This is a genomic window from Acidovorax sp., assembly GCF_034519795.1.
In the GTDB taxonomy this organism is placed as follows: Bacteria; Pseudomonadota; Gammaproteobacteria; order Burkholderiales; family Burkholderiaceae_C; genus Acidovorax.
This window is the reverse complement of the sequence record NZ_JAXHOB010000020.1, coordinates 132007-153577: the sequence shown is the minus strand read 5'-3', so window position 1 is coordinate 153577 and position 21571 is coordinate 132007. Positions and strand designations below refer to the sequence as shown.

The following is a 21571-nucleotide window of genomic DNA, read 5'->3' as shown; positions in this document are numbered from 1 at the left end:
GGGGGCCAGGGCTTGCTGCATGGTCAGGATGCGAGTGCCACGGGGCTGTCGCCACGCAGCAGGCAGTGCTTGCCGGTCTGCTTGCCCCGGTACATGGCGGCGTCGGCTTTGCTGATGAGTTCGCGCACGTCCTTGCCGTCGAAGGGGGCCAGCACGTAGCCGATGGTCAGACCCACGCTCACGCGCAGGTTGCGCAGCGTGAACGGCTCGCGGAACGCTTGCAGCAGGCCTTCGCCGATCTCGCGGGCCTGCTCGGGCCGGGTCAGTTCGGGGGCCAGGATGATGAACTCATCGCCACCGGGGCGCGCCACCACATCGCTCTGGCGCCGCATGTTGTCCCGCAGCCGCTTGCCCACCGCCACCAGCAGGTCGTCGCCCACGTCATGGCCATGCGTGTCGTTGACGGGCTTGAAGCCGTCCAGGTCCAGCAGGAACACCGCCACCATGCGGTCGGCCGCGCACTGCTGGAGCGCCGAGTTCAGTGCGATCTGCATGCCGCGGCGGTTGGGCAGGCCCGTGAGCGGGTCGGTATGCGCCAGCGAGCGCATGGCATCGCGCTCGCTCAGGGCATCGAGCGTGGCCTTGCGCAAGGCCTCCGAGCGCAGCCCCAGCACGCGCAGGAAGAGCAGCATGTCCACCGTGGCGCCGAACTGGAAGGCATGCAGGGTCCAGAAATTCACCGGCACCCAGCCCTGGACCAGGGCCGCCATCAGCAGGGCGGCCGCGCCATAGACGGTCCACGCCACCAGCAGCGTGGCGCCGATGGGGTCTTTGCGGCGTGCGCGGCGCAGTGCGGCGGGCAGGCTCAGCAGGGTCGGCAGCATGCCGAACAGGCTCATGAAGAGGGTGGCCGCCTTGACGCTCAGCAGGTCGAACACGAAGGCCAGGCACACCAGGGCCGTGAGTGCAGCGCCGCCCTGCATGGTGCGGGCGTAGCGGCTGTGTGGGGCGTCGCCGGCCATCGCCTGGCGCAGAAAGAGGAAGGAGCCCACCAGCGCCACCAGGCCGAAGATGATGGCACCGTGCATTTCCATCCACACGCTGCCCGGCCAGAGAAACTGCACGCCGATGCCGAAGAACTGCAGGGAAAAGCCGGCGCTGCCCAGCACCACCAGCGCATAGCAGGCAAACAGGCGGTCGCGCTGGCCGACCCACTGGAGCACGCTGTACAGCAGCAGCCAGAAGGCCAGGCCGTTGAGCAGGCCCTGCAGCATCTGTTCGCGCAGCGCCATCTTCAGCCGGTAGGGTGCCTCGCTGAGCGTGATGGGCAGGATCATCGGTCCTGCGGTGCGCACGCGCACCAGCACGTCGTAGGCCTGCCCGGCCTGCAGGTTCAGGGCCAGCCCTGGCGTCCTGCTGGCGCCTGCGGTTTTGCCGGGCGCGCGCAGGTAGCCCAGCAGCGCCTGCTGCAGCACCTGGCCCTGGCTGGTCAGGTAGATGTCGACCTCCTGCAGAGAGCTGTAGTCGAGGTTGACGATCCACTGGTGCGAGGGGGTCTCGGGCACGGCCAGCGGAATGCGCAGCCACATCGCCTCCTTGTGCGTTCCGATGGAGCCCCCGCGGCGGGCCGGCTCCTCGAAGCGGTCGAGCCGGCGCAGCATGTCGCTGGCCGTGAGTTCGCGCGAGGCATCGGCCTGGAGGGTGATCACGCTCCAGGCGTCCAGGCTCTCGCTGTCAGGGCTGAGCACGAGCGGCGTGGCCGCATGCGCCGGCAGCCCCTGGAGCATGAGCAGGCCCAGCAGCGCCACGGCGGCCATCGCACCGAGGCGGGCCAGCGAACGCAGGAACCCTTGCAACACGCCCGTCGGGTGTCCACCGGGTGGGCCATGCGCCACCGGGGTGGCACCGGCAACGCAAAGGGGGGGGGCGCTGGACATGGTGGGCACAGGGCGGGGCGCGAGGTCGGTGGCGGCAGGCCTTGGTGGCTGGGGTCGACCAGTATGCCTGGGGAACAGGTCCCTATGCACGCAGCGTGCCGACCAGGGGGCGGGGCTCGTCAGGCGCATGGGGTTCAGGCCGGCAGCGCCACGCTGGCATCGTTGCGGATGAGGCAGTGCTTGCCGCTTTGCTTGCCCTGGTACATGGCGGCATCGGCCAGGCGGATCAGCTCGCGGGGCTCGGCGCCATCGAGGGGGGCCAGCGCATAGCCGATGGTCAGGCCCACGTGCATCTGCAGGTGGCTCATCCTGAATGGCTCACGGAACGCGTGCAGCAGCGCATTGCCCAGGTCCTCGGCCTGCTCGGCGCGGACCAGATCGGCGGCCATGATGATGAATTCATCCCCGCCGAGGCGCGCCACCACGTCGGTCTTGCGCCGCACATGGTCCTGCAGCCGGTGGCTCACGGCCACCAGCAGGTCGTCGCCCACATCGTGGCCGTGCAGGTCGTTGATGGGCTTGAAGCCGTCCAGGTCCAGCAGGTACACGGCCACCAGGCGGTTGGGCGCGCACAGCGAGATGGCGCTGCTCAAGGCCAGTTGCAGGCCGCGCCGGTTGGGCAGCCCGGTGAGCGCATCGGTATAGGCCAGGGCCCGCATGGCGTCGCGCTCGCGCAGGGCGTCGTCGGTGGCGGTGCGCAGGGCGTCGGTGCGCAGGGCCAGTACGCGCAGGAAGAGCAGCATGTCCACCGTGGCGCCGATCTGGAAGGAGTGCAGGGTCCAGAACGACAGCGGCGCCCAGCCCTGCACCAGACCGACCATCACGGCGGCGGCAACGAAGTAGGCGATCCAGGCCGCCAGCAGCGTGGTGCTCACGGTGTCGCCCTGGCGCACCCGCTTCAAGGCCAGGGGCAGGCTGATGAGCGAGGGCAGTGGCCCGAAGATGCTCAGGAAGGCGGTGGCCTGCCGGGTGTCGATCAGGTCGGTGAGGAAGGCGATGCCCACCAGCCCGCACAGCGTGGCCCCGCCTTGCATGATGGCCAGGAAGCGGCTGCGCGGATTGTCGCCCGCCAGCGCATAGCCCATGAACAGGAACGAAGCCCCCAGGGCCAGCAGCCCGGCGGCGCTGGCGGCATGGACCTCCATCCAGTGGTTGTCGCTCCACAGGAACTGGCTGCCGATGCCGAAGAACTGGATCGAAAAGCCCGCGCTGCCCGTGACCAGCAGGGCATAGAAGAGGAACAGCTTTTCGCGCTGGCTTGCCCACTGGGTCAGGCTGTAGACCACCAGGCACAGGGCCAGCCCGGCCAGCAGGCCCTGCAGCATCTGCTCGCGCAGGGCCAGCGGCAGGAGCACCGGGGCCTTGCTGATCGTCAGCGGCACGATCATCGCGCCCGCGGTGCGCACGCGCACCAGCAGCTCGTACTGCTGGCCGGGCTGCAGGTTGAGCATCATCGAAGGCGTGCGCCCGCGCAGCGGCCGGTCGGAGAAGGGGCGCAGATTGCCCATCAGGGCCTGCTGAACCACTGCCCCCTGCGATGTGAGGTAAACGTCCACCTCGTTGAGCACGGGGTAGTCGATGCTCAGGATCCAGGGATGGGCCGGTGCCTGGGCCACGCGCAGCGGCAGGTGCAGCCACACCGCGTCCTGGCGCACGCCCAGGGTGCCTTGCGCTCCGCTGGGGCGGGCGAACTCGGGCAGGCGCCCGAGCATGTTCTGCACCGTCTGGTACCGGCTGGCGTCGGGCAGCATGCGCACTTGGGGCCAGGCGTTCACCGAGGGTTGCTGGTCGTCCAGCACCAGCGGCTGGACCGCCGGGGCTGCGGCGGCGGCCAGCGCCGGCCAGAGCAGGACCATGGCCAGCCATGCCATCCACCGCCACGCACCGCGCCGCGCAGGCGGCAGGCTCGCGTGTCCTGCCGACTGGCGGCGGGTGGCGCTGGGGTGGCGGGCCATGGGGACTACGCTGGCTCCTGCGCCGTGGCGGCAGGCTGGGAGGCCGTGGCCGCCGGGCGGGCGCTGGTGGCCAGCTTCAGGCTCCAGGTGCCGCGTGTGGTCAGGCGGTCCTCGATACGGTTGATCCACTTCGGTACATGGGGGTCGTCGCTCCAGCTGTGCACCACCCCGTCCACCTGGTTGAGCAGCTCGCTGGGCAATTGCAGGGGCCGGGTCTGGCTCATCAGCACGCGGCTCATGAAGTGGTAGCCCAGGATGCGCGTGAGCGTGCGCACGATGGAAAAGCGCGGCAGCACCAGGCGCAGCACCCGGTCGATGACCCGGGCCACCAGCAGCACGCCCCAGAACAGCAGGGCCGACGACCAGGGCACCGGCTGGGTCAGGCCCAGGTCGCTCGCCGTGGCCTTGCCGCACAGAAAGCGCGTCATCAGCTGCGGGAAGGGCTTGGCGATGTCCCAGGGGATCGAATTGGCCATGGTCGCCATGAGTGCCTGGCCCAGGCCAGGGCGGGGGTCGGGGCTCACGGGCTCGGCACGGCCGCGCGCCTGCATGCGGGCCATCAGCTCCTTGCCCTGGTCCATGGTCTCGACCATCAGCCCGCGCTCGATGCCCAGCACATGGCCGACCACGTTCCAGGCGTGCAGGTAGGCCTCCTCGTCGTGCTGCGCCAGGCCGATGCCCAGGCGGCGCATGCTGCGCAGGAACACATAGCCGAAGGTGAGCAGCGTGTAGGCCAGCTCTTCCTGGTTGCAGGGCAGGCCGTCGTTGGCCAGGTCCCAGCCGCGTGCGAACAGCGCCTGGTACATGGTGGGCCTGGACGGCAGGCCCGGCAACGCCCCGAGTTTGCCGGCGCCCACGATGTTCAGCTGCGCCAGCAGGTCCTTCACGGCCGATTCGGGCTTGCCGCGCATGATCAGGTTGCGGATGGTGGCGTGGATCAGGCGCACCTTGAGGATCTGCGCCACACCCGCGCCATCGCTGCGGGTCAGGCCGCCGTGCATCATCACCGGGAAGATCATGGCCGCCGTGGAGCGGATGCGGTACTCGGTGTGCTGCTCCAGCTGGCCGGCGGTGTGCAGCACGCTGGAGAGGTCGGGGATCACGTAGCACTCGGGCAGGCTGGCGCAGAACAGCAGGATGCACGACAGCGCGCCATGGTCGAAGAAGATCTTTTCGGCGCGTTCGATCTTGCGGGCGTCCGCCCAGTCGGGCAGCGCCTGGCCTTTGGCCAGGTAGTCCTGCAGCGCCTGGGCCAGCTCGGGCGTCACGCCCTCGCCGCTGGCCTTCCATCCGTCGATGCTGGCATTGGTGGTCCATTCGCCAAACAGGCGGTTGACGGTGGCGATGCGCTCCCACTGGGGCGCATCCACCGACGGCATTCCGGGCGGCCAGGGGCCCAGGATGTCGGCCATGGTGTCGTCGGCCAGCGGATCGGCATGCTGCTGCATGGAGGCCAGGGCCGCGTCGGAGATGGCGGGCTCCGTGTTCTTGTGGCTCATTGTGCGGCTTTCAGCTGGTTGCGCCAGCGCTGCAGGCCGGCGAGGGCGCACAGCAGCGGGATGCCCATGGCAAACGGGGCAATGGATTTGATCTCCACCGGGTGGCCCAGGAACACCTGGAACACCAGACCGGCGCTGTAGATGCCCAGCGGCACGGTGGCGTGGCGCGGCAGGAAGTGGACCGAGCCGGCCTTGAGCGGCATCTTGCGCGTGGCGAAGCGGAAGGCGCACAGGATGCAGAAGCTCACGAAGACCCAGCCGAAGAAGCCCTGCACCGTCTCGCCGAACCAGGCGCCATCGGTCTTGGTCATGATCCAAGCCTTGAGCACATACACCAGGTAGGGGTCGGCCCCCAGATCGAAGGCCGTGACGATCATGGCCGCCAGAAACGACAGGAACAGCGCATTGCCCACCCCGGGAGCCCCATCGACCGGCGCCTGCCAGACGATGAGGTTGCTGATCACGTAGCCCGCATAGGTCAGCGCGAACCACATCATCGGGATGACCACCGGCACGCCGACGAAACGCAGGCCCAGCACGTCGGTATAGGTGTAGCTGCCGAAGAACCAGCCATGGGTGCTGCCCATCTGCTCGGCGAACCAGCCCAGGGAGACGGAGATCGACAGGAAGCGCAGCGCGGCGGACGCCCCCAGCAGCCGTGTGGCGCTGGCCCAGGTGGCGGCGAACATCAGCACCGAGGCGATCGCGATGGCCAGGGTGACGGCTTTACCGGGGCCGATGGACGTGTAGATCAGCCAGGCCGAAACCAGCACGAAGATCAGCAGCGGCAGCCGGACGGTCAGCAAATTGGAAGCAGGCATGAAACGTGTACACGCTGTTACAAAACCCCAGTGTAGGGGATTGTTGCGACACATTCCCCGCTTTTTTGTCCTGAGAATCGGTCAACAGCGCGCTTTTCCCCCTCTATTCAACGGTTCACCCATTGTGGCGTCAATTGCGTGCGCCCGTGAATAGACAGGAAGGATTAGAAACAACCCTCGTTCAGGGGGCGTTCCATGTCCCTGGGGCCCTGGCAGGCCCTTGGGTGGCTAGCCGCGTGCCGCCACGGCCGCCAGGTTCAGCAGCGAGGCCTCGATGGCCGCGGCCGTGGCCTCAGGCTGCTCCATGGGAAACAGGTGGCTGCCGTCGAGCATCATGGTGCGCCCTTCGGTGATGCGCAGCGTCATGGCCATGCCCACCTGCTTCATCTCTTCGGAATCGCGCCCGCCGATGAAGGCTGCGGGGCATTGCAGCGGGTGCCGGCTCAGCAAGCGGCCCAGGTTGTGCGGCAGGGTGTTGTAGATGGCCGTCTCCACCGCACGGTCGAAGCCCAGCACGCGCTTGCCGTCCTGGTCGGCCAGGCCATGGGTGATGTAGTCGCGCAACACCTCGGGGTGCCAGTGCGCAAAGGCTTTCTTGCGGCGAAAGTGCTCCAGCGCCTCCTCGTTGCTGGCCCAGGAAAAGCGCCGCTGGCGGCTGACCTTGCCAGGCGAGATGGAGCCCACCACCTGGGTGCGCTTGGCCACGTCCAGCGCATTGGCGCGCCAGCCGCCGATCAGCGGCGAGTCGATGAGCAGCACGCCGCGCACCAGGTGCGGGTGGCGTGCCGCAGCCATCACGCTCAGGAACCCGCCCAGCGAATGCCCCACCAGAAAGACCGGCTCGCCCAGGCGCTGCATCTGCTCGCCCGCAAAGTCCGCCAGGTGCTGCACCAGGTGCGGCCAGTTGTTGGAAACCGGGTACTGGGGCTCGTGTCCGTAGCGCTCCACCGCGCTGATGTCGAAGCCGCGCTGGCGCAGGAGTTGGAAGAGAAGGCGGTAGGTACCCGCGGGAAAGCTGTTGGCGTGCGAGAAAACGATGGGGAGCATAGAGGGGGAAGCGGGAGGGGCAGGGCGGCAGGCGCGCCCGGCACTCAGAAGGTGGGAATGGATCCGACGTGCCCGAGCAGGTTGCGAAAACGCGTTCGATCTAGGCGCAAAGCACAGCCATAGCTCGGGCTATGGCGCGCATTTGCAACGACGAGCGGGCGTGTTTTTGCAGCATGAGCGGGTATGGCGGATTCGTTCCCACCTTCTTAGATGAGTTTGTCCAGGTGGTTGGTGATCTTCTTGAGCGCCTTGCTGCGCGAGGGGTTCACCATGATCGGCACGGCCGTGTCACCTCCGCCCCAGGCGGGATCTTCGATGCTGTCGAACACCTGGCGCAGCTTCTGCCCCCAGCTGTCGTGCAGCATGCGGAAATAGGGGTTGTGCTCGTCGATGCAGATGATCTTGTCGGTGGCGAAGCGGTCCACTTCGTAGACCACCAGGTCCAGCGGCAGGCCCACCGAGAGGTTGGACTTGAGTGTGCTGTCCATGGACACCAGGGCGCACTTGGCGGCCTCGTCCAGCGGGGTTTCGGGCGTGAGCACGCGGTCGAGCACGGGCTTGCCGTACTTGGACTCGCCGACCTGGAAGTAGGGCGTCTCGGACGTGGCCTCGATGAAGTTGCCGGCCGAATACACCTGGAACAGGCGCATGCCCTCGCCCTTGATCTGGCCACCGAAGACCATGGACACGTTGAAGTCCACGCCCGAGCGCTTGAGCGCCGCGCCATCGCGCTCGTGCACATGGCGCACGGCGGCCCCCAGCACGCGCGCGGCGTCGAACATGCTCTTGGCGTTCCAGATGGTGATGGGCTCTTCCTCGTCGCGGTCGATGATCTGCTCGGTCTGCAGGATCTCGCGCACCGATTGCGAGATGGACAGATTGCCGGCGGACAGCAGCACCATGAAGCGGTCGCCCGCCTTCTCGTACAGCATCATCTTGCGAAACGAGCTGATCTGGTCCAGGCCCGCATTGGTGCGGGAATCGGACAGGAAAACCAGCCCGGCGTTGAGTTTGATGGCGACGCAATACGTCATGGAGGCTTAGGTCGGCAAAAAGGAAGGCATTGTGGGGCGCCTGTCGGCGGCGCGAGGGGCTTGGCCAGGAGCCTGTCGGACTTGGAAATCGTCGGCTGCAAATCGGCCGCAGCGGTCCATTTTTCACCGTCTTCTTGCTCCATAGCCTGGCTATGGGGCTGCGAATCCGGCAAAAACTGTCCTCGCTGAGGCCGATTTTCGCTTTCGACGCTCCAAGTCCGACAGGCTCCCAGGCCCTGCAGTGTGCACCAGCCTGGGCATCGGCGCTGCCGGGGCATTTCAAAAACAATAGCAAAAGTGCCAGGCGGCGCAGTGGCAACCCCCGATTTTATGGCCAATCCGCCGCAAACCACCTTCGCCCGACGAAGCCACTGCCGCAGGAAACAAAATCTGACATCCCCACGGCGTGTTGGCTGACGCGAATTTGCGCTGCCATGCTTACCATCACTCACAACTCATACCTGAAGGCGGTACCTTGTTCCATTTTCCTACCCTTGCAAGGCCTGCGCTCCTGCCGCGCAGCATTCTGGTGGCTGCGGCCATTGCGCTGACCGCCTGCGGTGGCGGTGACAGCAAAAGCGATGGCGACGTCCCGGTGCCGCCGCCCGTGGCCGCCGCAGGTGACCTCAAATCGGCTGCGCTGCTCAACACCATCACCCCGGCCCAGATCACCGAGGCGCTCGCCAAGGATGCCTCCAAGGTGCAGGGCATCGTGCCGCGCTATTCCGTCACGTCCTACCGGCTGGAGTACATCACCTCCGATGCCCAGGGCCGCGAGGTGCGCGCCTCGGGCCTGGTCAGCGTGCCGGTCAAGGCCGCAGGTGCGCGCAGCCCGGTTCTGGGCTACCAGCACGGCACCATCTTCACCAGTGCCGAGGCCCCGAGCAACAACGCCGTGGGCTCCGAGGTCGCGGTGGTGATGGCCTCGCTGGGCTACATCGTCGTGGCGCCGGACTACGTGGGTTACGGTGTTTCCAAGGGCGTGCCCCATCCCTACCTGCTGGCGGCGCCCACGGCGGCGGCCACGCTGGACATGCTGACGGCAGCGCGCACCTGGCGCAGCCAGGGCAATGCGGCCGACAACGGCCAGCTGTTCCTCACCGGCTATTCCGAGGGCGGCTACGCCACGATGGCCGCGCACCGCAGCTTGCAGGCGGGCACTGCGCCCGAGCGCCAGGCCCTGCGCATGGTGGTGGTGGGGGCGGGGCCGTACAACGTGCAGGCCACGCTCGACGGGCTGGTGAACGTGGTGCGCGATCGCGAGCCCGTGCTCGGCGCGCTGATCAACCCCGGCTTTCTGCGCTACCTGGGCGGCAGCGTGCAGCGCGAGGTGCGCCGTGCGCTGCTGAAAGCCTTGCTGCCCGACGAGGCCGACGTGACGTTCGACAACCAGTTCATCGACAACTTCCTGGCCGACGACGTGCAGGCCGTGGCGCGCGTGAGCAACGTGCACGACTGGAAGCCCCAGGTGCCCGTGCGCCTGTACCACGGCCGCGACGACGTCACCGTGCCCTATGGCAGCTCGGTCACCACGCTGCAGGCCATGCGCGCCCAGGGCGCCGGCGACCTCGTGACCCTGACCGACTGCCCCGCCGTGCCTTCAAGCCACATCGGCTGCGTGCCGCCGTTCCTCAACTACATGCTGGGGCAACTGGCGCCGCTGGCACAGGATCTGTAAGGGGGAGGTCAACTGCTCGCCAGCTTCTTGAGCTGGTAGAGCGCATCGAGCGCCTCGCGCGGGCTCAGCGCGTCGGGGTGGATGCTGGCCAGCAGTGCCTCGACCGGGCTGGCACCCGCGCTCTCGGGCATGGCCGGCACGGCGAACAGGTCCACCTGCAGCTCGTCCTCGCCCGCGCGTTCTTCCAGTGAGGCCAGCGCGTGGCGCGCATGGTTCAGCACCGCACCGGGCACGCCCGCGAGCTTGGCCACCTGGATGCCGTAGCTGCGGCTGGCCGGGCCGGGCTGGATCTCGTGCAAAAAGACGATGTCGGCCCCCGCCTCAGCCGCGCTCACATGCATGTTCACCGCATGCCGCGCCTTGGCCGGCAGCTCGGTCAGCTCGAAATAGTGCGTGGCGAAGAGCGTGAAGGCGCGCGTCCTGTCGTGCAGGTGGGTGGCGATGCCGCTGGCCAGGGCCAGGCCGTCGAAGGTGCTGGTGCCACGGCCGATCTCGTCCATCAGCACCAGGCTGTGCGGCGTGGCGGCGTGCAGGATCTGCGCGGCCTCGGTCATCTCCAGCATGAAGGTCGATTGCGCATTGGCCAGGTCGTCCGCTGCGCCGATGCGCGTGTGGATGGCGTCGATGGGCCCCAGCCGGCAGGCGCTGGCCGGCACGTGGCTGCCCATGCTGGCCAGCAGCACGATCAGCGCCACCTGGCGCATGTAGGTCGACTTGCCGCCCATGTTGGGGCCGGTGATGACCTGCATGCGCGTGTTGGCGTTCAGCCGCGTGTGGTTGGCGATGAAGCTGCCGGCCGAGACCTCGGCCAGCCGCGCCTCCACCACCGGGTGGCGGCCGTCCTCGATCTCGATGCAGGGCTCGGCCACGAACTGCGGCGCGCACCAGTTCAGCGTGAGCGAGCGCTCGGCCAGCGCGCACAGCACGTCCAGGGCGGCCAGCGCCTGGGCCAGGCGGGTGAGGGCGGGCACGTGGGGCTGCAACTGGTCCAAGACCTGCTCGTACAACCACTTCTCGCGCGCCAGCGCACGCTCGTTGGCCGACAGCGCCTTGTCCTCGAAGGTCTTGAGCTCGGGCGTGATGAAGCGCTCGGCGTTCTTCAGCGTCTGGCGGCGGCGGTAGTCATCGGGCACCTTGTCCAGGTTGCTGCTGGTCACCTCGATGTAAAAGCCGTGCACCTTGTTGAACTGTACGCGCAGGTTGGCAATGCCGGTGCGGGCCTTCTCGCGCGTTTCCAGGTCGAGCAGAAAGTCGTCGCAGTTGGTCTGTATGGCGCGCAGCTCGTCGAGTTCGCTGTCGAAGCCCGTGGCGATCACGCCGCCGTCGCGCACCAGGGCGGCGGGTTCCTCGGTGATGGCGCGCTGCAGCAGCTCGGGGCAATCGACCGGCGGGTGCAACTGGCCGAAGATCTCCGCCAGGTAGGGCTCGGCAGCCTGGCCGGCACGCGCCAGCAGGGCCGCCTTGTGCAACGTCTTGCACAGGCCCACCAGCTCGCGCGGGCGCACCTGGCGCAGGGCGATGCGCGCGGTAATGCGTTCCACGTCGCTCACGCCCTTGAGTTCGTTGCGCAGCGTAGCCCACGGGCCGGCGCCGCCACCGGCACCGCCCGCACCGCGCAGCGCGGTGGTGGCGGCCAGGCGCTGGCGCGCGGCCGTGCGCTCGCGCGGGGGCTCCAGCAGCCAGGTCTTGAGCAGCCGGCTGCCCATGCCGGTCATGCAGGTGTCCAGCAGCGAGAACAGGGTGGGCGCATCCTCACCGCGCAGGGTGCGCGTGATCTCCAGGTTGCGCCGCGTGCTGGCCGGCAGGTCGATCAGGTCGTCGCCGCGCTGCACCTGCACGCTGTGCACGTGGGTCAGCGTGCGGCCCTGGGTGTGCTCGGCATAGGCCAGCAGGCCGGCGGCGGCGGCATGGGCCTGGGTCAGCTCCTGCGCGCCCCAGGCCTGCAGGCTGGCCGCGCCCAGGTGCTCGAGCAGCTTGCGCTCGCCCAGCGTGGCGTCGAACTGCCAGTCCGGCCGCGGGCCCATGGGGCAGGTGAAGGCACCGCCCTGGCGCAGCACCTGCAGCTGCTGCTCGAAGCGCTCGGTCACGCCCGCGCTGTAGATCACCTCGCTGGGCGCCACGCGCGCCAGCCAGGCGCCCACCTCGTCCTGCGCGCATTCGGCCAGGTACACGCGGCCCTGGGTCACGCTCAGCCAGGCCAGGCCAGCGCGCCCGCGCGGGCCCTGGTGCACGGCCAGCAGCAGGGACTCGGCCTTGTCCGAGAGCAGCTCGGTATCGGTCAGCGTGCCGGGCGTGACCACGCGCACCACCTTGCGCTCCACCGGCCCCTTGGCCGTGGCCACGTCGCCCACCTGCTCGCAGATGGCGACCGACTCGCCCATCTTGATCAGCCGGCCCAGGTAGTTCTCCAGCGCATGGAAGGGCACGCCGGCCATGATCACCGGCTGGCCGCCGGACTGGCCGCGCTGCGTGAGCGTGATGTCCAGCAGGCGCGCGGCCTTTTCCGCGTCGGCATAGAACAGCTCGTAGAAGTCGCCCATGCGGTAGAAGACGAGCGTGTCCGGGTGCGCAGCCTTCAGGGTGAAGTACTGCTGCATCATCGGGGTGTGCGAGGACAGGTCTGCTTTATCCATTTAAATCAATGACTTGGCGGCATGGAGGCCAGCGCTGGGGGTAATTCTGGCGCAATGCGGTGCAGTGCGCGGGGCCGTATTCTCGCCCGCCGCACCAGGTCGCCCTGCCTGGAGTGCAGGGGCCTGGGTAGGGAGAAGCCGTTGACCACCTGCTTTCGCGCCCTCCAGCCATGGGCGGTTGCCGCCGCGCAATGCAAGGCGGAACGCCCGCCGCAGCGGGAGATGCTTTGTGGATGATCCAACGGACCTTTGTGGCCGCAGACCCATCGGACCCACCGGCCCCATGGGTTGCCTTGCGGCCGTTGCGATCAACGGCGGCCGCCTACGCCAGGATGGACGGCCGGGTGAGCGTCACGCCGCGGCAAGCCGCTCCTTGGCCAGCTGGGTGCCTGCCGCCAGCGCTTGCAGCTTGCGCCACGCCACATCCCGCCCCATCGGCGCCAGGCCGCAATTCGTGCACGGGAACAACCGCTCCTTGGGCACGAACTCCAGCGCCCGGGCTATGGTGTCGGCCACTTCCTCGGGGGTTTCGACCACGTCGCTGGCCACATCGATCACGCCGACCATCACGTCCTTGCCGGCCAGCAGCTTCATCAGGTCGGGCGGCACATGGGAGTGGATGCATTCCAGGCTCACCTGGTCGATGCTGCTCTTGGCAAGGGCCGGGAACACCGCCTCGTACTGGCGCCATTCGTCGCCCAGGGTGCTCTTCCAGTCGGTATTGGCCTTGATGCCGTAGCCGTAGCAGATATGCACCGCCGTCGTACAGGTCAGGCCCTGCGCCGCACGCTCGAGCGCCTGCACGCCCCAATCGGCGGCATCCTTCATGTAGACGTTGAACGCGGGCTCGTCGAACTGGATGATGTCCACGCCATCGGCCTGCAGCGCGAGCGCCTCCTGGTTGAGCAGTTCGGCGAAGGCGAAGGCCATCTTCACCTTGTCGCCGTAGAAGCGGTCGGCCACGGTGTCGACGATGGTCATGGGGCCGGGCAGGGTGAATTTGAGCTTCTTCTTCGTGTGGGCGCGCGCCAGCTGTGCCTCGAAAGCATGCACGCGGCCCTTCAGGCGCAGGGCCGAAACCACCTGCGGCACCATCGCGTCGTAGCGGTTGTCGCGGATACCCATCTTCACCTTGTGCTCGAAGTCGATGCCCTCGACCTGCTCCAGGAAGCCGTGCACGAAATGCTGGCGCGATTGCTCACCGTCGCCCACGATGTCCAGGCCTGCATCTTCCTGGGCCTTGATCCACAGCAGGGTCGCGTCGGCCTTGGCTTGGCGCAGCGCATCGCCTTCGGCCATCCACTGGGGCCAGAGCTTGTTGGTTTCGGCCAGCCAGGCGGGCTTGGGCAGGCTGCCGGCGATGGAGGTTTCAAACATCTGAAAATTCCTTTAAAGCAAAGATGGATGGGGTGAGCATATGCTGGGGCCGTCTGGCCCGCTTGGTGCGCTATGCCGGGGTATCAGATCGCGCAGGTGGCAGCCCATTGTTCAAGAACGTTCCTGTACGGCTTGATGAAGTGCTCTTCTGCAAATTTCCCCTGCGTGACAGCCAACTGGCTGCGTTCTTCGCGGTCGTAGACAATCTGGGTCGACGAGTAATCCTGGTTCTTCAGGCTCGGTCGGTAGAGTTTGCCTGCGGCAGAGTTGGCGTTGTAGATTTCGGGGCGGTAGATCTTCTGGAAGGTTTCCATGGTGCTGATGGTGCCGATCAACTCGAGGTTCGTGTAGTCGCCCAGCAGGTCGCCAACAAAGTAGAAAGCCAATGGCGCAACGCCATTGGGCGGCATGAAGAAGCGCACCTGCATCCCCATTTTGGCAAAGTACTGGTCGGTCGAGGATGGTTCATTCTGCTGGTACTCGACACCCAGGACGGGGTGCTGGTTGCCGGTCCGCTGGTAGGTCTTGCTGGTCGAGGCGCTGATGCAGATGACAGGCGGCTTGCCGAAGCGCTCCTTGTAAAGGCCCGAGTTGGCAAACTGCTGGAACAGCTTTCCATGCAGGTCGCCAAAGTCATGAGGCGTGCCGAATTCCGCGCGATGGGCGTTGTATTGCGGCAGCACCACGCTGAAGTCGTAGTCGCGCACGTAGGATGAGAAATTGTTCCCCGCGATGCCGTCGATGCGCTTGTTCGTTTTCTTGTCGAGGATGCAGGGTTTCAGTATCTCGATCAACGGAAACGCAGCACTGCTGCTGCCCTTGGCTCCAAGGCTCATCTCGACGGAGATGATCTCAAGCTCGACCGCGTAGCGATCTCCCGTCGGATTGTCCCAATGCGCCAGGTCATTGAAGCGGTTGTCGATCATCCCCAGCGTGTTGCGCAGGTTCTGTTGCCGGCTTGTTCCGCGGGCCAGATTGGCAAAGTTGGTGGTGATGCGCGTGCTGTCCGATGGCTGGTAGTTTTCATCGAAACGGAGGGTCTTGAGACTAAAGGCAAGTTCTTTGGTCATTGCGATCGGGTGGGCTGATTGTTGAAAGAAAAGACGGTTTTTGCTTCAGGCCGCAACCATTTCCTGGACCACAGAGGGCCGGGCTTGGCGCGCCAATTCGACCAAGGGCAATGCCCTGTGGACCGCCAGCCGGGCGCGCTCGATCAGGGCCTCGTTCTGCAGGCGGTAGCCGGCGAAATCGTGGTCCGTCGCGTAGACGCCCAGCGGCAAGGTGCGAGCCTGGAAGAAGCTGAACAGCGGCCGCAACTGGTGGTCGATCACCAGGGCATGGCGCTCGCTGCCGCCGGTGGCCGCCAGCAAGACCGGCTTGTCGACCAGGGCGTCCTGGTGGATGAAGTCGAAGAAGTGCTTGAACAACCCCGTATAGGAGCCCCGGTAGACCGGTGTTGCCACCACCAGAACGTCGGCTTGTTCGACCGCTGCCAGTTCCCGCTCCACCGTGTCGGGCAGTTGCGAGCGCCAGACCGCGCCGGCCAACTGCGGTGCGAGCTGGCCCAGTTCGACCAGGCGCTGTTCGCACGGGAACGTGTCGGCGATCAGGTCCAGCAGATGCTCTGCCAGGGATGCGGCCTTGGAGGGGCGTTGCAGCCCGCCAGAAACCGCGACGATGCGCAGTGGATGTGCCGTGTGTGCTTTCATGGGAGTCGATGCTATGGGTGCGGAGTGATGAAGTAAAATGGTTTTATTTCACGAATCCATGAATATGGCTCATTTGAATGCTTGAGCGCATCCACCTCAGCATCGTCCAGCAGGTCGAAAAACAGGGGTCGTTGACGGCCGCCGCAGGCGTGCTGAACCTGACCCAGTCGGCCCTGAGCCACAGCATGAAGAAGCTGGAGCAGCAACTGGGCACCGATGTCTGGCTGCGCGAAGGCCGCAGCCTGCGCCTGACGCAGGCGGGCCAGTACCTGCTGGCGGTGGCCAACCGGGTGCTGCCGCAACTGGACCTGGCCGAAGAGCGCCTGGGCCAGTTCGCGCAGGGCGAGCGCGGTGCGCTGCGCATCGGCATGGAATGCCACCCGTGCTACCAGTGGCTGCTCAAGGTGGTGTCGCCCTATCTGTCCGCATGGCCTGACGTGGACGTGGACGTGAAGCAGAAATTCCAGTTCGGCGGGATCGGCGCGCTCTTCGGCTACGAGATCGACCTACTGGTCACGCCCGACCCGCTGTTCAAGCCCGGGCTGAAGTTCGAGCCCGTGTTCGACTACGAGCAGGTGCTCGTCGTGGCCCGGGGCCATGCGCTGGCCGGCGCGGCCTACGTGAAGCCGCAGCAACTGACCCAGGAGGTGCTCATCAGCTACCCCGTGGACATCGAGCGCCTGGACATCTACAACCAGTTCCTGCTGCCCGCAGGCGTCACGCCCCGGCGCCACAAGGCGATCGAAACCACAGACATCATGCTGCAGATGGTGGCCAGCGGCCGCGGTGTGGCCGCGCTGCCGCGCTGGCTGGTCGAGGAGTACGCGGCCAAGATGGACGTGGTGCCGGTGCGGCTGGGCGCGCGCGGCATCGCCAAGCAGATCTTCCTGGGAGCCCGCGATGCGGACACTGCCATCGACTACGTGAGGGCCTTCATCGAACTGGCCCGCCAGCCTGCCATGGCCAGCGCCGGGGGCGAGCCCCTTCGGTCCTAAGCCGGGATGAAGGTCCCGTGAAAGCCCAGGGGCACCGCGCGGTCCATGCTGCCCTGGGCCAGCGGGCCCTGGGCCAGCCGGCGTGCGTCGAACACCGAGAGCAGCGTGCGCTGATTGCGCAGGTCCAGCGCCGTGCCCACCAGCCAGCCCTCGCCCTCCTTGGCGCTTGCGCTGCGGGCGGGGATGAACACATGCTCCTCGACCATCACGTCGGCGCCGTAGCGGTAGCGGTCCACCTTGCCGCTGTCCACGTTCAGCCGCGCCACGCAGTCGAAGCCCGGGCGGTTCGACACGGCTACCCGCTCTGCCATGAAGAGCTGTGTGTGCCGACGGCCAACGAAACGCGGATCAATGCGCGGAAATTCGGCGTGGTGCGCCTGCAGGGTCTGCCGCGCACGGCCGGTGCGCGTGTCGAGTTCGACCAGCGCCACCGCATGCGCAGGCTCGCCCTCGAAGTCGCCGCGCATCAGCGCACGAAAGCCCTGGTTGATCACCGAGTCATCCTCCGAGCGGATGTAGTCGAGGTGGATGACGCCCTTGCCGTCTTCCCAGGCATTGCCGGTGTGGAACAGGAAGCCGGCGGGCAGCTCCATCCACTGTGGCTGGTCGAGCCGGTCCTTGTGCAGCACCAGCGCCCGCATGCCCAGCTGTGGTTTCCAGACATGGCTGTCCAGAAAGGTGCTGCCCGCATGGGCCCGCTCCAGGTCGAAGATGAGCGGGGGCAGCAGAAAGACCAGGTGCTGCTCGGTCACCGCGAAGTCGTGCACCATGGCCATGTCCGGCACCTGGAGCGTGGCAGTGCGCACCTGCCCTTGGGCCGAAACCCGGTAGATCGACAGCAGACCATGGGCGCTGCTCACGCCGAAATTCCACAGCGTACCGTCGGCACCGATCTTGGGGTGGGCCGAGAAGGGCATGCCCGCGTGCTCCGGTGTCCAGGTCTTGAGGCCCCCGGTTTCCAGGGTGGCAGGATCGAACCGCGTGGCCGATCCGCCCTCCCACAGGGCAAGGGTTTCGCCCGCGTGGTGCACCACGCTGGTATTGGCCACGTTGCCCGCATCGGCCGACGCCATGGGGCTGCCCCCGGCCACCTCGGTGCCGAAGCTGTGCAGCAGGCGGCGGCCGGCCGCGTTCTCGGCAACCCACTTCTGCGTGCGCAGAAAGCGTGCCTGGTGCCGCACGCCCTGGTCGCTGAAGCGGTACTGCTGGATCATGCCGTCGCCGTCGAACCAGTGCTGGTAGCGCACATCGCCCAGGCGGTGCTGCGCAGGGCCGTTGCGCAGCAGGGTGCCGCGCAGGTGCTGGGGCAGCTTGCCGCGCAACTGCATCGGCTGGGGCGCGAGGTCGGCCTGCAGGCCCTCGAAGCCGAGGGCCCAGGGCGCGCCGCTGCGGCGCTGGTTGAAGGCGCTCAGCGTGGCGCCGGACTCGGGCCTGCCGGCAGCGTGTGCGGCAGAAAGGGGCAGGGCGCCCAGCGCGCTGCCGGCGGTTCCCAGGGCCAGTGACTGGCAAAAGAGGCGGCGGTCCATGGTGCGTGCTCCTGGTGTGCCGTTCACCGCAACTGGATGGTGATGGTGGTGTCCTGCTGCAGCTCGATGGCCGCGTCCTGGAAGCGGGGCGGGCCCATGTTGCCCTGGGCGTCACGGCTGAAGCCGGTGCGTTCCTGGGGCATGCCGACCAGGTTGGTATCGAGCTTGCCGTTGCCGTTCTCGTCCTGGTACAGCGACAGCGCATAGCTGCCGGCGGGCAGGTCGCGCAGCACCAGCACGGTCTTGTCGCCCGACACCGGGGCCATGCCGCTTTGCACCGCCTTGCTGAACTTCAGCCAGCCGTCGGCGGAGCCATAGACCGCAGCCAGCACCGGCCCCTTGTCCGCCTTGGTGTTGCCCACCTCCACGGTCAGGTCCAGCGCGTGCGCGTTGCCCAGGGCCAGGCATGCGCCGGCCAATGCCAGGGCGCGCGCCGTGCGGGGAAGTTGGCGGGCGGTCAAAAGGGGTGAAGCCATCGTCATGTGCAGTTCTCCAGGGTGGATGGAGACACCGCGTCTCCAGTGCCCGCACTCTAGAAACGCCCTGGCCGTGCTGCCACCGGCGTGCGACGAAGTGGCACGGGCGGGGCGCGAAAGGGGCTTCCAAGGGCGCCGGTGGCGGGGGCGCCCCGCTCCCTGCGGCCGGGCACCGGCCAGGGGGCCGCAGGCCGGGGCACCCATAAATAAGCGCGCCATGGCGGCAGAACGTGGGAACATGCGCCTGTGCCACCGGGGTCACCGCCCAAATGGGTGATTCTGTTTTGTTACGTTTTGACATACTTTGCGGTGTACATTGGTGGCTGCCGCCGCCATGACCCTGTGCGGCCCACCGTTTGTGAGAGGTTTCAGAGCGACTGTGATTTCTGCCGAACTCCTGACCGATCTGTTTGCGGGTGCCAGCGAAGACTTCGCGGAGTCGTCGGCGCAGGCGCGCCTGCAGGCGCTGCTCGATGCCGTTCCCCTGGCACTGATGGAATTTCGCCCGCTGGATGGGCGGCTGCTTTTGCGCGCCGCCAACTCCGCTGCCCGGCGCATGCCGGGCCTGGGGGGCGTGCGCGTCAGCGGTGCCGATGCGGTCGATGTCTTTGACCTGCTGGCGGGCACCAACCTCGTGGACCAACTGCAGACCGTGGCGCGCACCGGCATGCTGCTCGAGTGCCGCCAGGTGGCGCGCGAGCCGGGGCGGCTGCTGGTGGCCTGGGACGTGTCGGCGCGCCGTCTCGACAATGGCTCCATCGTCGTCACGGTGCGCGACGCGAGCGAGGCCGAGGGCCTGCGCGCTGCGCTGGCCGCTGCCGAACATGCGCTGCAGGACGTGCGGCGCGAGCTGCGCGAGCAGACCGATGTCTTCAACACCATGGAAAGCCTGGCCCAGACCGGGCACTGGCGGCGCATCGAGGACCCGGGCGAGACGGTGCTGCTGTGGTCCCCCGGTCTTTGCGATATCGCTGGGGTGGAGCGCCAGGAGTGGATGAGCCCCGAGCGCGCGGTCAGCGGCATCCTGGCCGAGGACCGCCATGTGTTCGAGACTGCGCGCGAGCGCGGCACCGGTGCCGATGTCGAGTACCGCTGGAAGCGCCCGGATGGCGAGATCCGCTGGATGCGCTCGCGCGTGCGCCGGCTCACGGCCAAGGACGGCATGCGCGTGGACATGGGCGTGGTGCAGGACGTGACCGATGAGCGCCGCGCCGCCGAGCAGTTGCGCGAGCAACTGCTGTTCATCCAGCGCATTGCCAGCCGCATCCCCGGCTTCATCTACCAGTACCGCCTGCACCTGGATGGCGTCACCAGCGTGCAGTACATCAGCGATGCGGTGCGCGACTTCATGGGGGTGGAGCCGCACGAAGTGACGGCCGACCATGGTGTGCTCTCCAACTGGGTGCTGGCCGAGGACCTGCAGGCCCTGCAGCGCTCGGCCCTGCAGTCGGTGCGCAAGCTCGTGCCCTGGCAGTGCGAGTACCGGGTGCGCATGCCCGATGGCAGCATCCGCTGGCACATGACGAACGCCATACCGCACCGCGAGGCCGATGGCTCGGTGATCTCGCATGGCTTCACCATGGACATCACCGACCGCAAGCGCGCAGAGCAGGAGATCGAGCGCCTGGCGTTCTACGACGCACTCACCGGCCTGCCCAACCGCCGCCTGCTGCTCGACCGCCTGCAACGCTCCCTGGCCGCCTGCCAGCGCAGCAAGAACCTCGGGGCCCTGCTGTTCATCGACCTCGATAACTTCAAGGACCTCAACGACACCCTGGGCCACGACATGGGCGACCAGCTGCTGTCCCAGGTTGCCACCCGCCTGGTGGGCAGCGTGCGCGAAGCCGACACCGTGGCGCGCTTTGGCGGCGACGAATTCGTCGTCATGCTGGACAACCTGAACCCCGAACTGGCCGACGCCGCCGCCCAGGCCGAAACCGTCGCCGAAAAACTCCTGGCCAGCCTGAACCAGCCCTTCGCGCTCGGAGGCCAGCAGCACTACAGCACCCCCAGCATCGGCATCACCCTGTTTGGCGACGAACGCCTGTCGGTGGACGAACTGCTCAAAAGGGCAGACCTGGCCATGTACCAGGCCAAGGCCGCCGGGCGCAACACCCAGCGCTTCTTCGACCCCGACATGCAGGCCGCCGTCAACGCCCGCTCCAACCTGGAAGCCGACCTGCGCCAGGGCCTGGCCCGCAGCGAACTGCTCGTGCACTACCAGCCCGTCGTCGACCACCAGGCCCGCCTGGTGGGCGCCGAAGCCCTGGTGCGCTGGCGCCACCCCCAGCGCGGCATGATCAGCCCCGGCGACTTCATCCCCCTGGCCGAACAGACCGGCCTCATCCTCCCCCTGGGCCAGTACGTGCTGGAGACCGCCTGCAGGCAACTGCAGCGCTGGGGCCAGAGCCCCGCCACCGCCCACCTGAGCATCTCCGTGAACGTCAGCGCGCGCCAGTTCCGGCAACCGGGCTTCGTCGCCGAAGTGCTGGGCACCCTGAAAGACTGCCAGGCCAAACCCCAGTTGCTCAAGCTGGAACTCACCGAAAGCCTGCTGCTGGGGGACATCGAAGACACCATCGTGCGCATGGAGCAGCTCAAGGCAGAGGGGGTGGGCTTTGCGCTGGATGACTTCGGCACCGGCTACTCGTCCCTGTCCTACCTCAAGCGGCTGCCGCTGGACCAGATCAAGATCGACCAGAGCTTCGTGCGCGACGTGCTGAGCGACCCCAACGACGCGGCCATCGTGCGCACCATATTGGCGCTGGCCAAGAGCCTGGACCTGCAGGTGGTGGCCGAGGGGGTGGAGACGACGGGGCAACTGGGGTTCCTCAGGCTGCATGGCTGCGAGGGCTTCCAGGGCTATCTGTTTGGCAGGCCTGTGCCGGTGGAGGAAATCGATGCAATGCTGGACCCGACGCGCTGACACCTCAACCCGCCTGGG

General features: G+C 67.3%; 15 protein-coding genes. 3 read left to right on the top strand and 12 right to left on the bottom strand.

Annotated elements, in window-relative coordinates; all coding sequences use genetic code 11:
- Positions 1-23: 23 nt before the first annotated feature.
- The 6 genes from U5N23_RS21955 to U5N23_RS21930 all read right to left on the bottom strand — a co-directional run bounded on the left by U5N23_RS21955 (position 24) and on the right by U5N23_RS21930 (position 8233).
- Positions 24-1877, bottom strand: coding sequence for a diguanylate cyclase (locus U5N23_RS21955; protein WP_322594855.1), 1854 nt, complete (start codon positions 1875-1877; stop codon positions 24-26).
- A 134-nt stretch (positions 1878-2011) separates the two neighbouring features.
- A complete protein-coding gene (locus U5N23_RS21950) occupies positions 2012-3748 on the bottom strand; it encodes a diguanylate cyclase domain-containing protein (RefSeq protein WP_416208666.1) in 1737 nt (578 codons plus the stop codon).
- Between the two features lie 89 nt (positions 3749-3837).
- On the bottom strand, positions 3838-5331 hold the full coding sequence (locus tag U5N23_RS21945) for an oxygenase MpaB family protein (RefSeq protein ID WP_322594853.1): 1494 nt from the start codon (positions 5329-5331) through the stop codon (positions 3838-3840).
- Entirely contained in the window at positions 5328-6152 is an 825-nt protein-coding gene (locus U5N23_RS21940; protein ID WP_322594852.1) for a carotenoid biosynthesis protein, read from the bottom strand. Before U5N23_RS21940 ends, U5N23_RS21945 begins: the two co-directional genes overlap by 4 nt.
- Positions 6153-6380: 228 nt before the next feature.
- Entirely contained in the window at positions 6381-7199 is an 819-nt protein-coding gene (locus U5N23_RS21935) for an alpha/beta hydrolase (protein ID WP_322594851.1), read from the bottom strand.
- 206 nt (positions 7200-7405) lie between these two features.
- Entirely contained in the window at positions 7406-8233 is an 828-nt protein-coding gene (locus U5N23_RS21930; RefSeq protein WP_322594850.1) for a proteasome-type protease, read from the bottom strand.
- Positions 8234-8708: 475 nt separating this feature from the next.
- Here U5N23_RS21930 and U5N23_RS21925 point away from each other — a divergent pair, with 475 nt between their 5' ends.
- Positions 8709-9911, top strand: coding sequence for an alpha/beta hydrolase family protein (locus U5N23_RS21925; protein ID WP_322594849.1), 1203 nt, complete (start codon positions 8709-8711; stop codon positions 9909-9911).
- 8 nt (positions 9912-9919) lie between these two features.
- Here the strand turns inward: U5N23_RS21925 and mutS are convergent, their stop codons facing one another.
- The 4 genes from mutS to msuE form a co-directional block, all read right to left on the bottom strand.
- The gene (gene mutS / locus U5N23_RS21920) at positions 9920-12544 is read right to left on the bottom strand and encodes a DNA mismatch repair protein MutS (protein WP_322594848.1); all 2625 of its coding nucleotides are present in this window, start codon (positions 12542-12544) and stop codon (positions 9920-9922) included.
- Positions 12545-12895: 351 nt separating this feature from the next.
- Positions 12896-13921, bottom strand: coding sequence for a methionine synthase (locus U5N23_RS21915; RefSeq protein WP_322594847.1), 1026 nt, complete (start codon positions 13919-13921; stop codon positions 12896-12898).
- Positions 13922-14004: 83 nt separating this feature from the next.
- Positions 14005-14991 carry a DUF1852 domain-containing protein gene (locus U5N23_RS21910; protein WP_322594846.1) on the bottom strand — a complete coding sequence of 329 codons (987 nt, stop codon included), beginning with the start codon at positions 14989-14991 and terminating at the stop codon, positions 14005-14007.
- A 45-nt stretch (positions 14992-15036) separates the two neighbouring features.
- Entirely contained in the window at positions 15037-15630 is a 594-nt protein-coding gene (gene msuE / locus U5N23_RS21905; RefSeq protein ID WP_322594845.1) for an FMN reductase, read from the bottom strand.
- Positions 15631-15707: 77 nt separating this feature from the next.
- Here msuE and U5N23_RS21900 point away from each other — a divergent pair, with 77 nt between their 5' ends.
- Positions 15708-16625 (top strand): LysR family transcriptional regulator, encoded by a 918-nt coding sequence (locus U5N23_RS21900; protein ID WP_322594844.1) that lies wholly within the window; start codon positions 15708-15710, stop codon positions 16623-16625.
- Here the strand turns inward: U5N23_RS21900 and U5N23_RS21895 are convergent.
- Positions 16622-18151 (bottom strand): carotenoid oxygenase family protein, encoded by a 1530-nt coding sequence (locus U5N23_RS21895; RefSeq protein ID WP_322594843.1) that lies wholly within the window; start codon positions 18149-18151, stop codon positions 16622-16624. The two genes, U5N23_RS21900 and U5N23_RS21895, sit on opposite strands and share 4 nt — an antisense overlap.
- Before the next feature lie 23 nt (positions 18152-18174).
- Entirely contained in the window at positions 18175-18633 is a 459-nt protein-coding gene (locus tag U5N23_RS21890; RefSeq protein ID WP_322594842.1) for a DUF2141 domain-containing protein, read from the bottom strand.
- A 373-nt stretch (positions 18634-19006) separates the two neighbouring features.
- On the opposite strand from U5N23_RS21890, the gene U5N23_RS21885 reads away from it, so the two are divergent.
- On the top strand, positions 19007-21553 hold the full coding sequence (locus U5N23_RS21885) for an EAL domain-containing protein (RefSeq protein WP_322594841.1): 2547 nt from the start codon (positions 19007-19009) through the stop codon (positions 21551-21553).
- Positions 21554-21571: the final 18 nt, after the last annotated feature.

What these genes read in the sequence shown, in the direction of transcription:
- U5N23_RS21955 (WP_322594855.1), bottom strand. Translation starts at nt 1,877, where the DNA reads ATGTCCAGCGCCCCCCCCCTTTGCGTTGCCGGTGCCACCCCGGTGGCG.
- U5N23_RS21950 (WP_416208666.1), bottom strand. Translation starts at nt 3,748, where the DNA reads ATGGCATGGCTGGCCATGGTCCTGCTCTGGCCGGCGCTGGCCGCCGCC.
- U5N23_RS21945 (WP_322594853.1), bottom strand. Translation starts at nt 5,331, where the DNA reads ATGAGCCACAAGAACACGGAGCCCGCCATCTCCGACGCGGCCCTGGCC.
- U5N23_RS21940 (WP_322594852.1), bottom strand. Translation starts at nt 6,152, where the DNA reads ATGCCTGCTTCCAATTTGCTGACCGTCCGGCTGCCGCTGCTGATCTTC.
- U5N23_RS21935 (WP_322594851.1), bottom strand. Translation starts at nt 7,199, where the DNA reads ATGCTCCCCATCGTTTTCTCGCACGCCAACAGCTTTCCCGCGGGTACC.
- U5N23_RS21930 (WP_322594850.1), bottom strand. Translation starts at nt 8,233, where the DNA reads ATGACGTATTGCGTCGCCATCAAACTCAACGCCGGGCTGGTTTTCCTG.
- mutS (WP_322594848.1), bottom strand. Translation starts at nt 12,544, where the DNA reads ATGGATAAAGCAGACCTGTCCTCGCACACCCCGATGATGCAGCAGTAC.
- U5N23_RS21915 (WP_322594847.1), bottom strand. Translation starts at nt 13,921, where the DNA reads ATGTTTGAAACCTCCATCGCCGGCAGCCTGCCCAAGCCCGCCTGGCTG.
- U5N23_RS21910 (WP_322594846.1), bottom strand. Translation starts at nt 14,991, where the DNA reads ATGACCAAAGAACTTGCCTTTAGTCTCAAGACCCTCCGTTTCGATGAA.
- msuE (WP_322594845.1), bottom strand. Translation starts at nt 15,630, where the DNA reads ATGAAAGCACACACGGCACATCCACTGCGCATCGTCGCGGTTTCTGGC.
- U5N23_RS21900 (WP_322594844.1), top strand. Translation starts at nt 15,708, where the DNA reads ATGCTTGAGCGCATCCACCTCAGCATCGTCCAGCAGGTCGAAAAACAG.
- U5N23_RS21895 (WP_322594843.1), bottom strand. Translation starts at nt 18,151, where the DNA reads ATGGACCGCCGCCTCTTTTGCCAGTCACTGGCCCTGGGAACCGCCGGC.
- U5N23_RS21890 (WP_322594842.1), bottom strand. Translation starts at nt 18,633, where the DNA reads ATGACGATGGCTTCACCCCTTTTGACCGCCCGCCAACTTCCCCGCACG.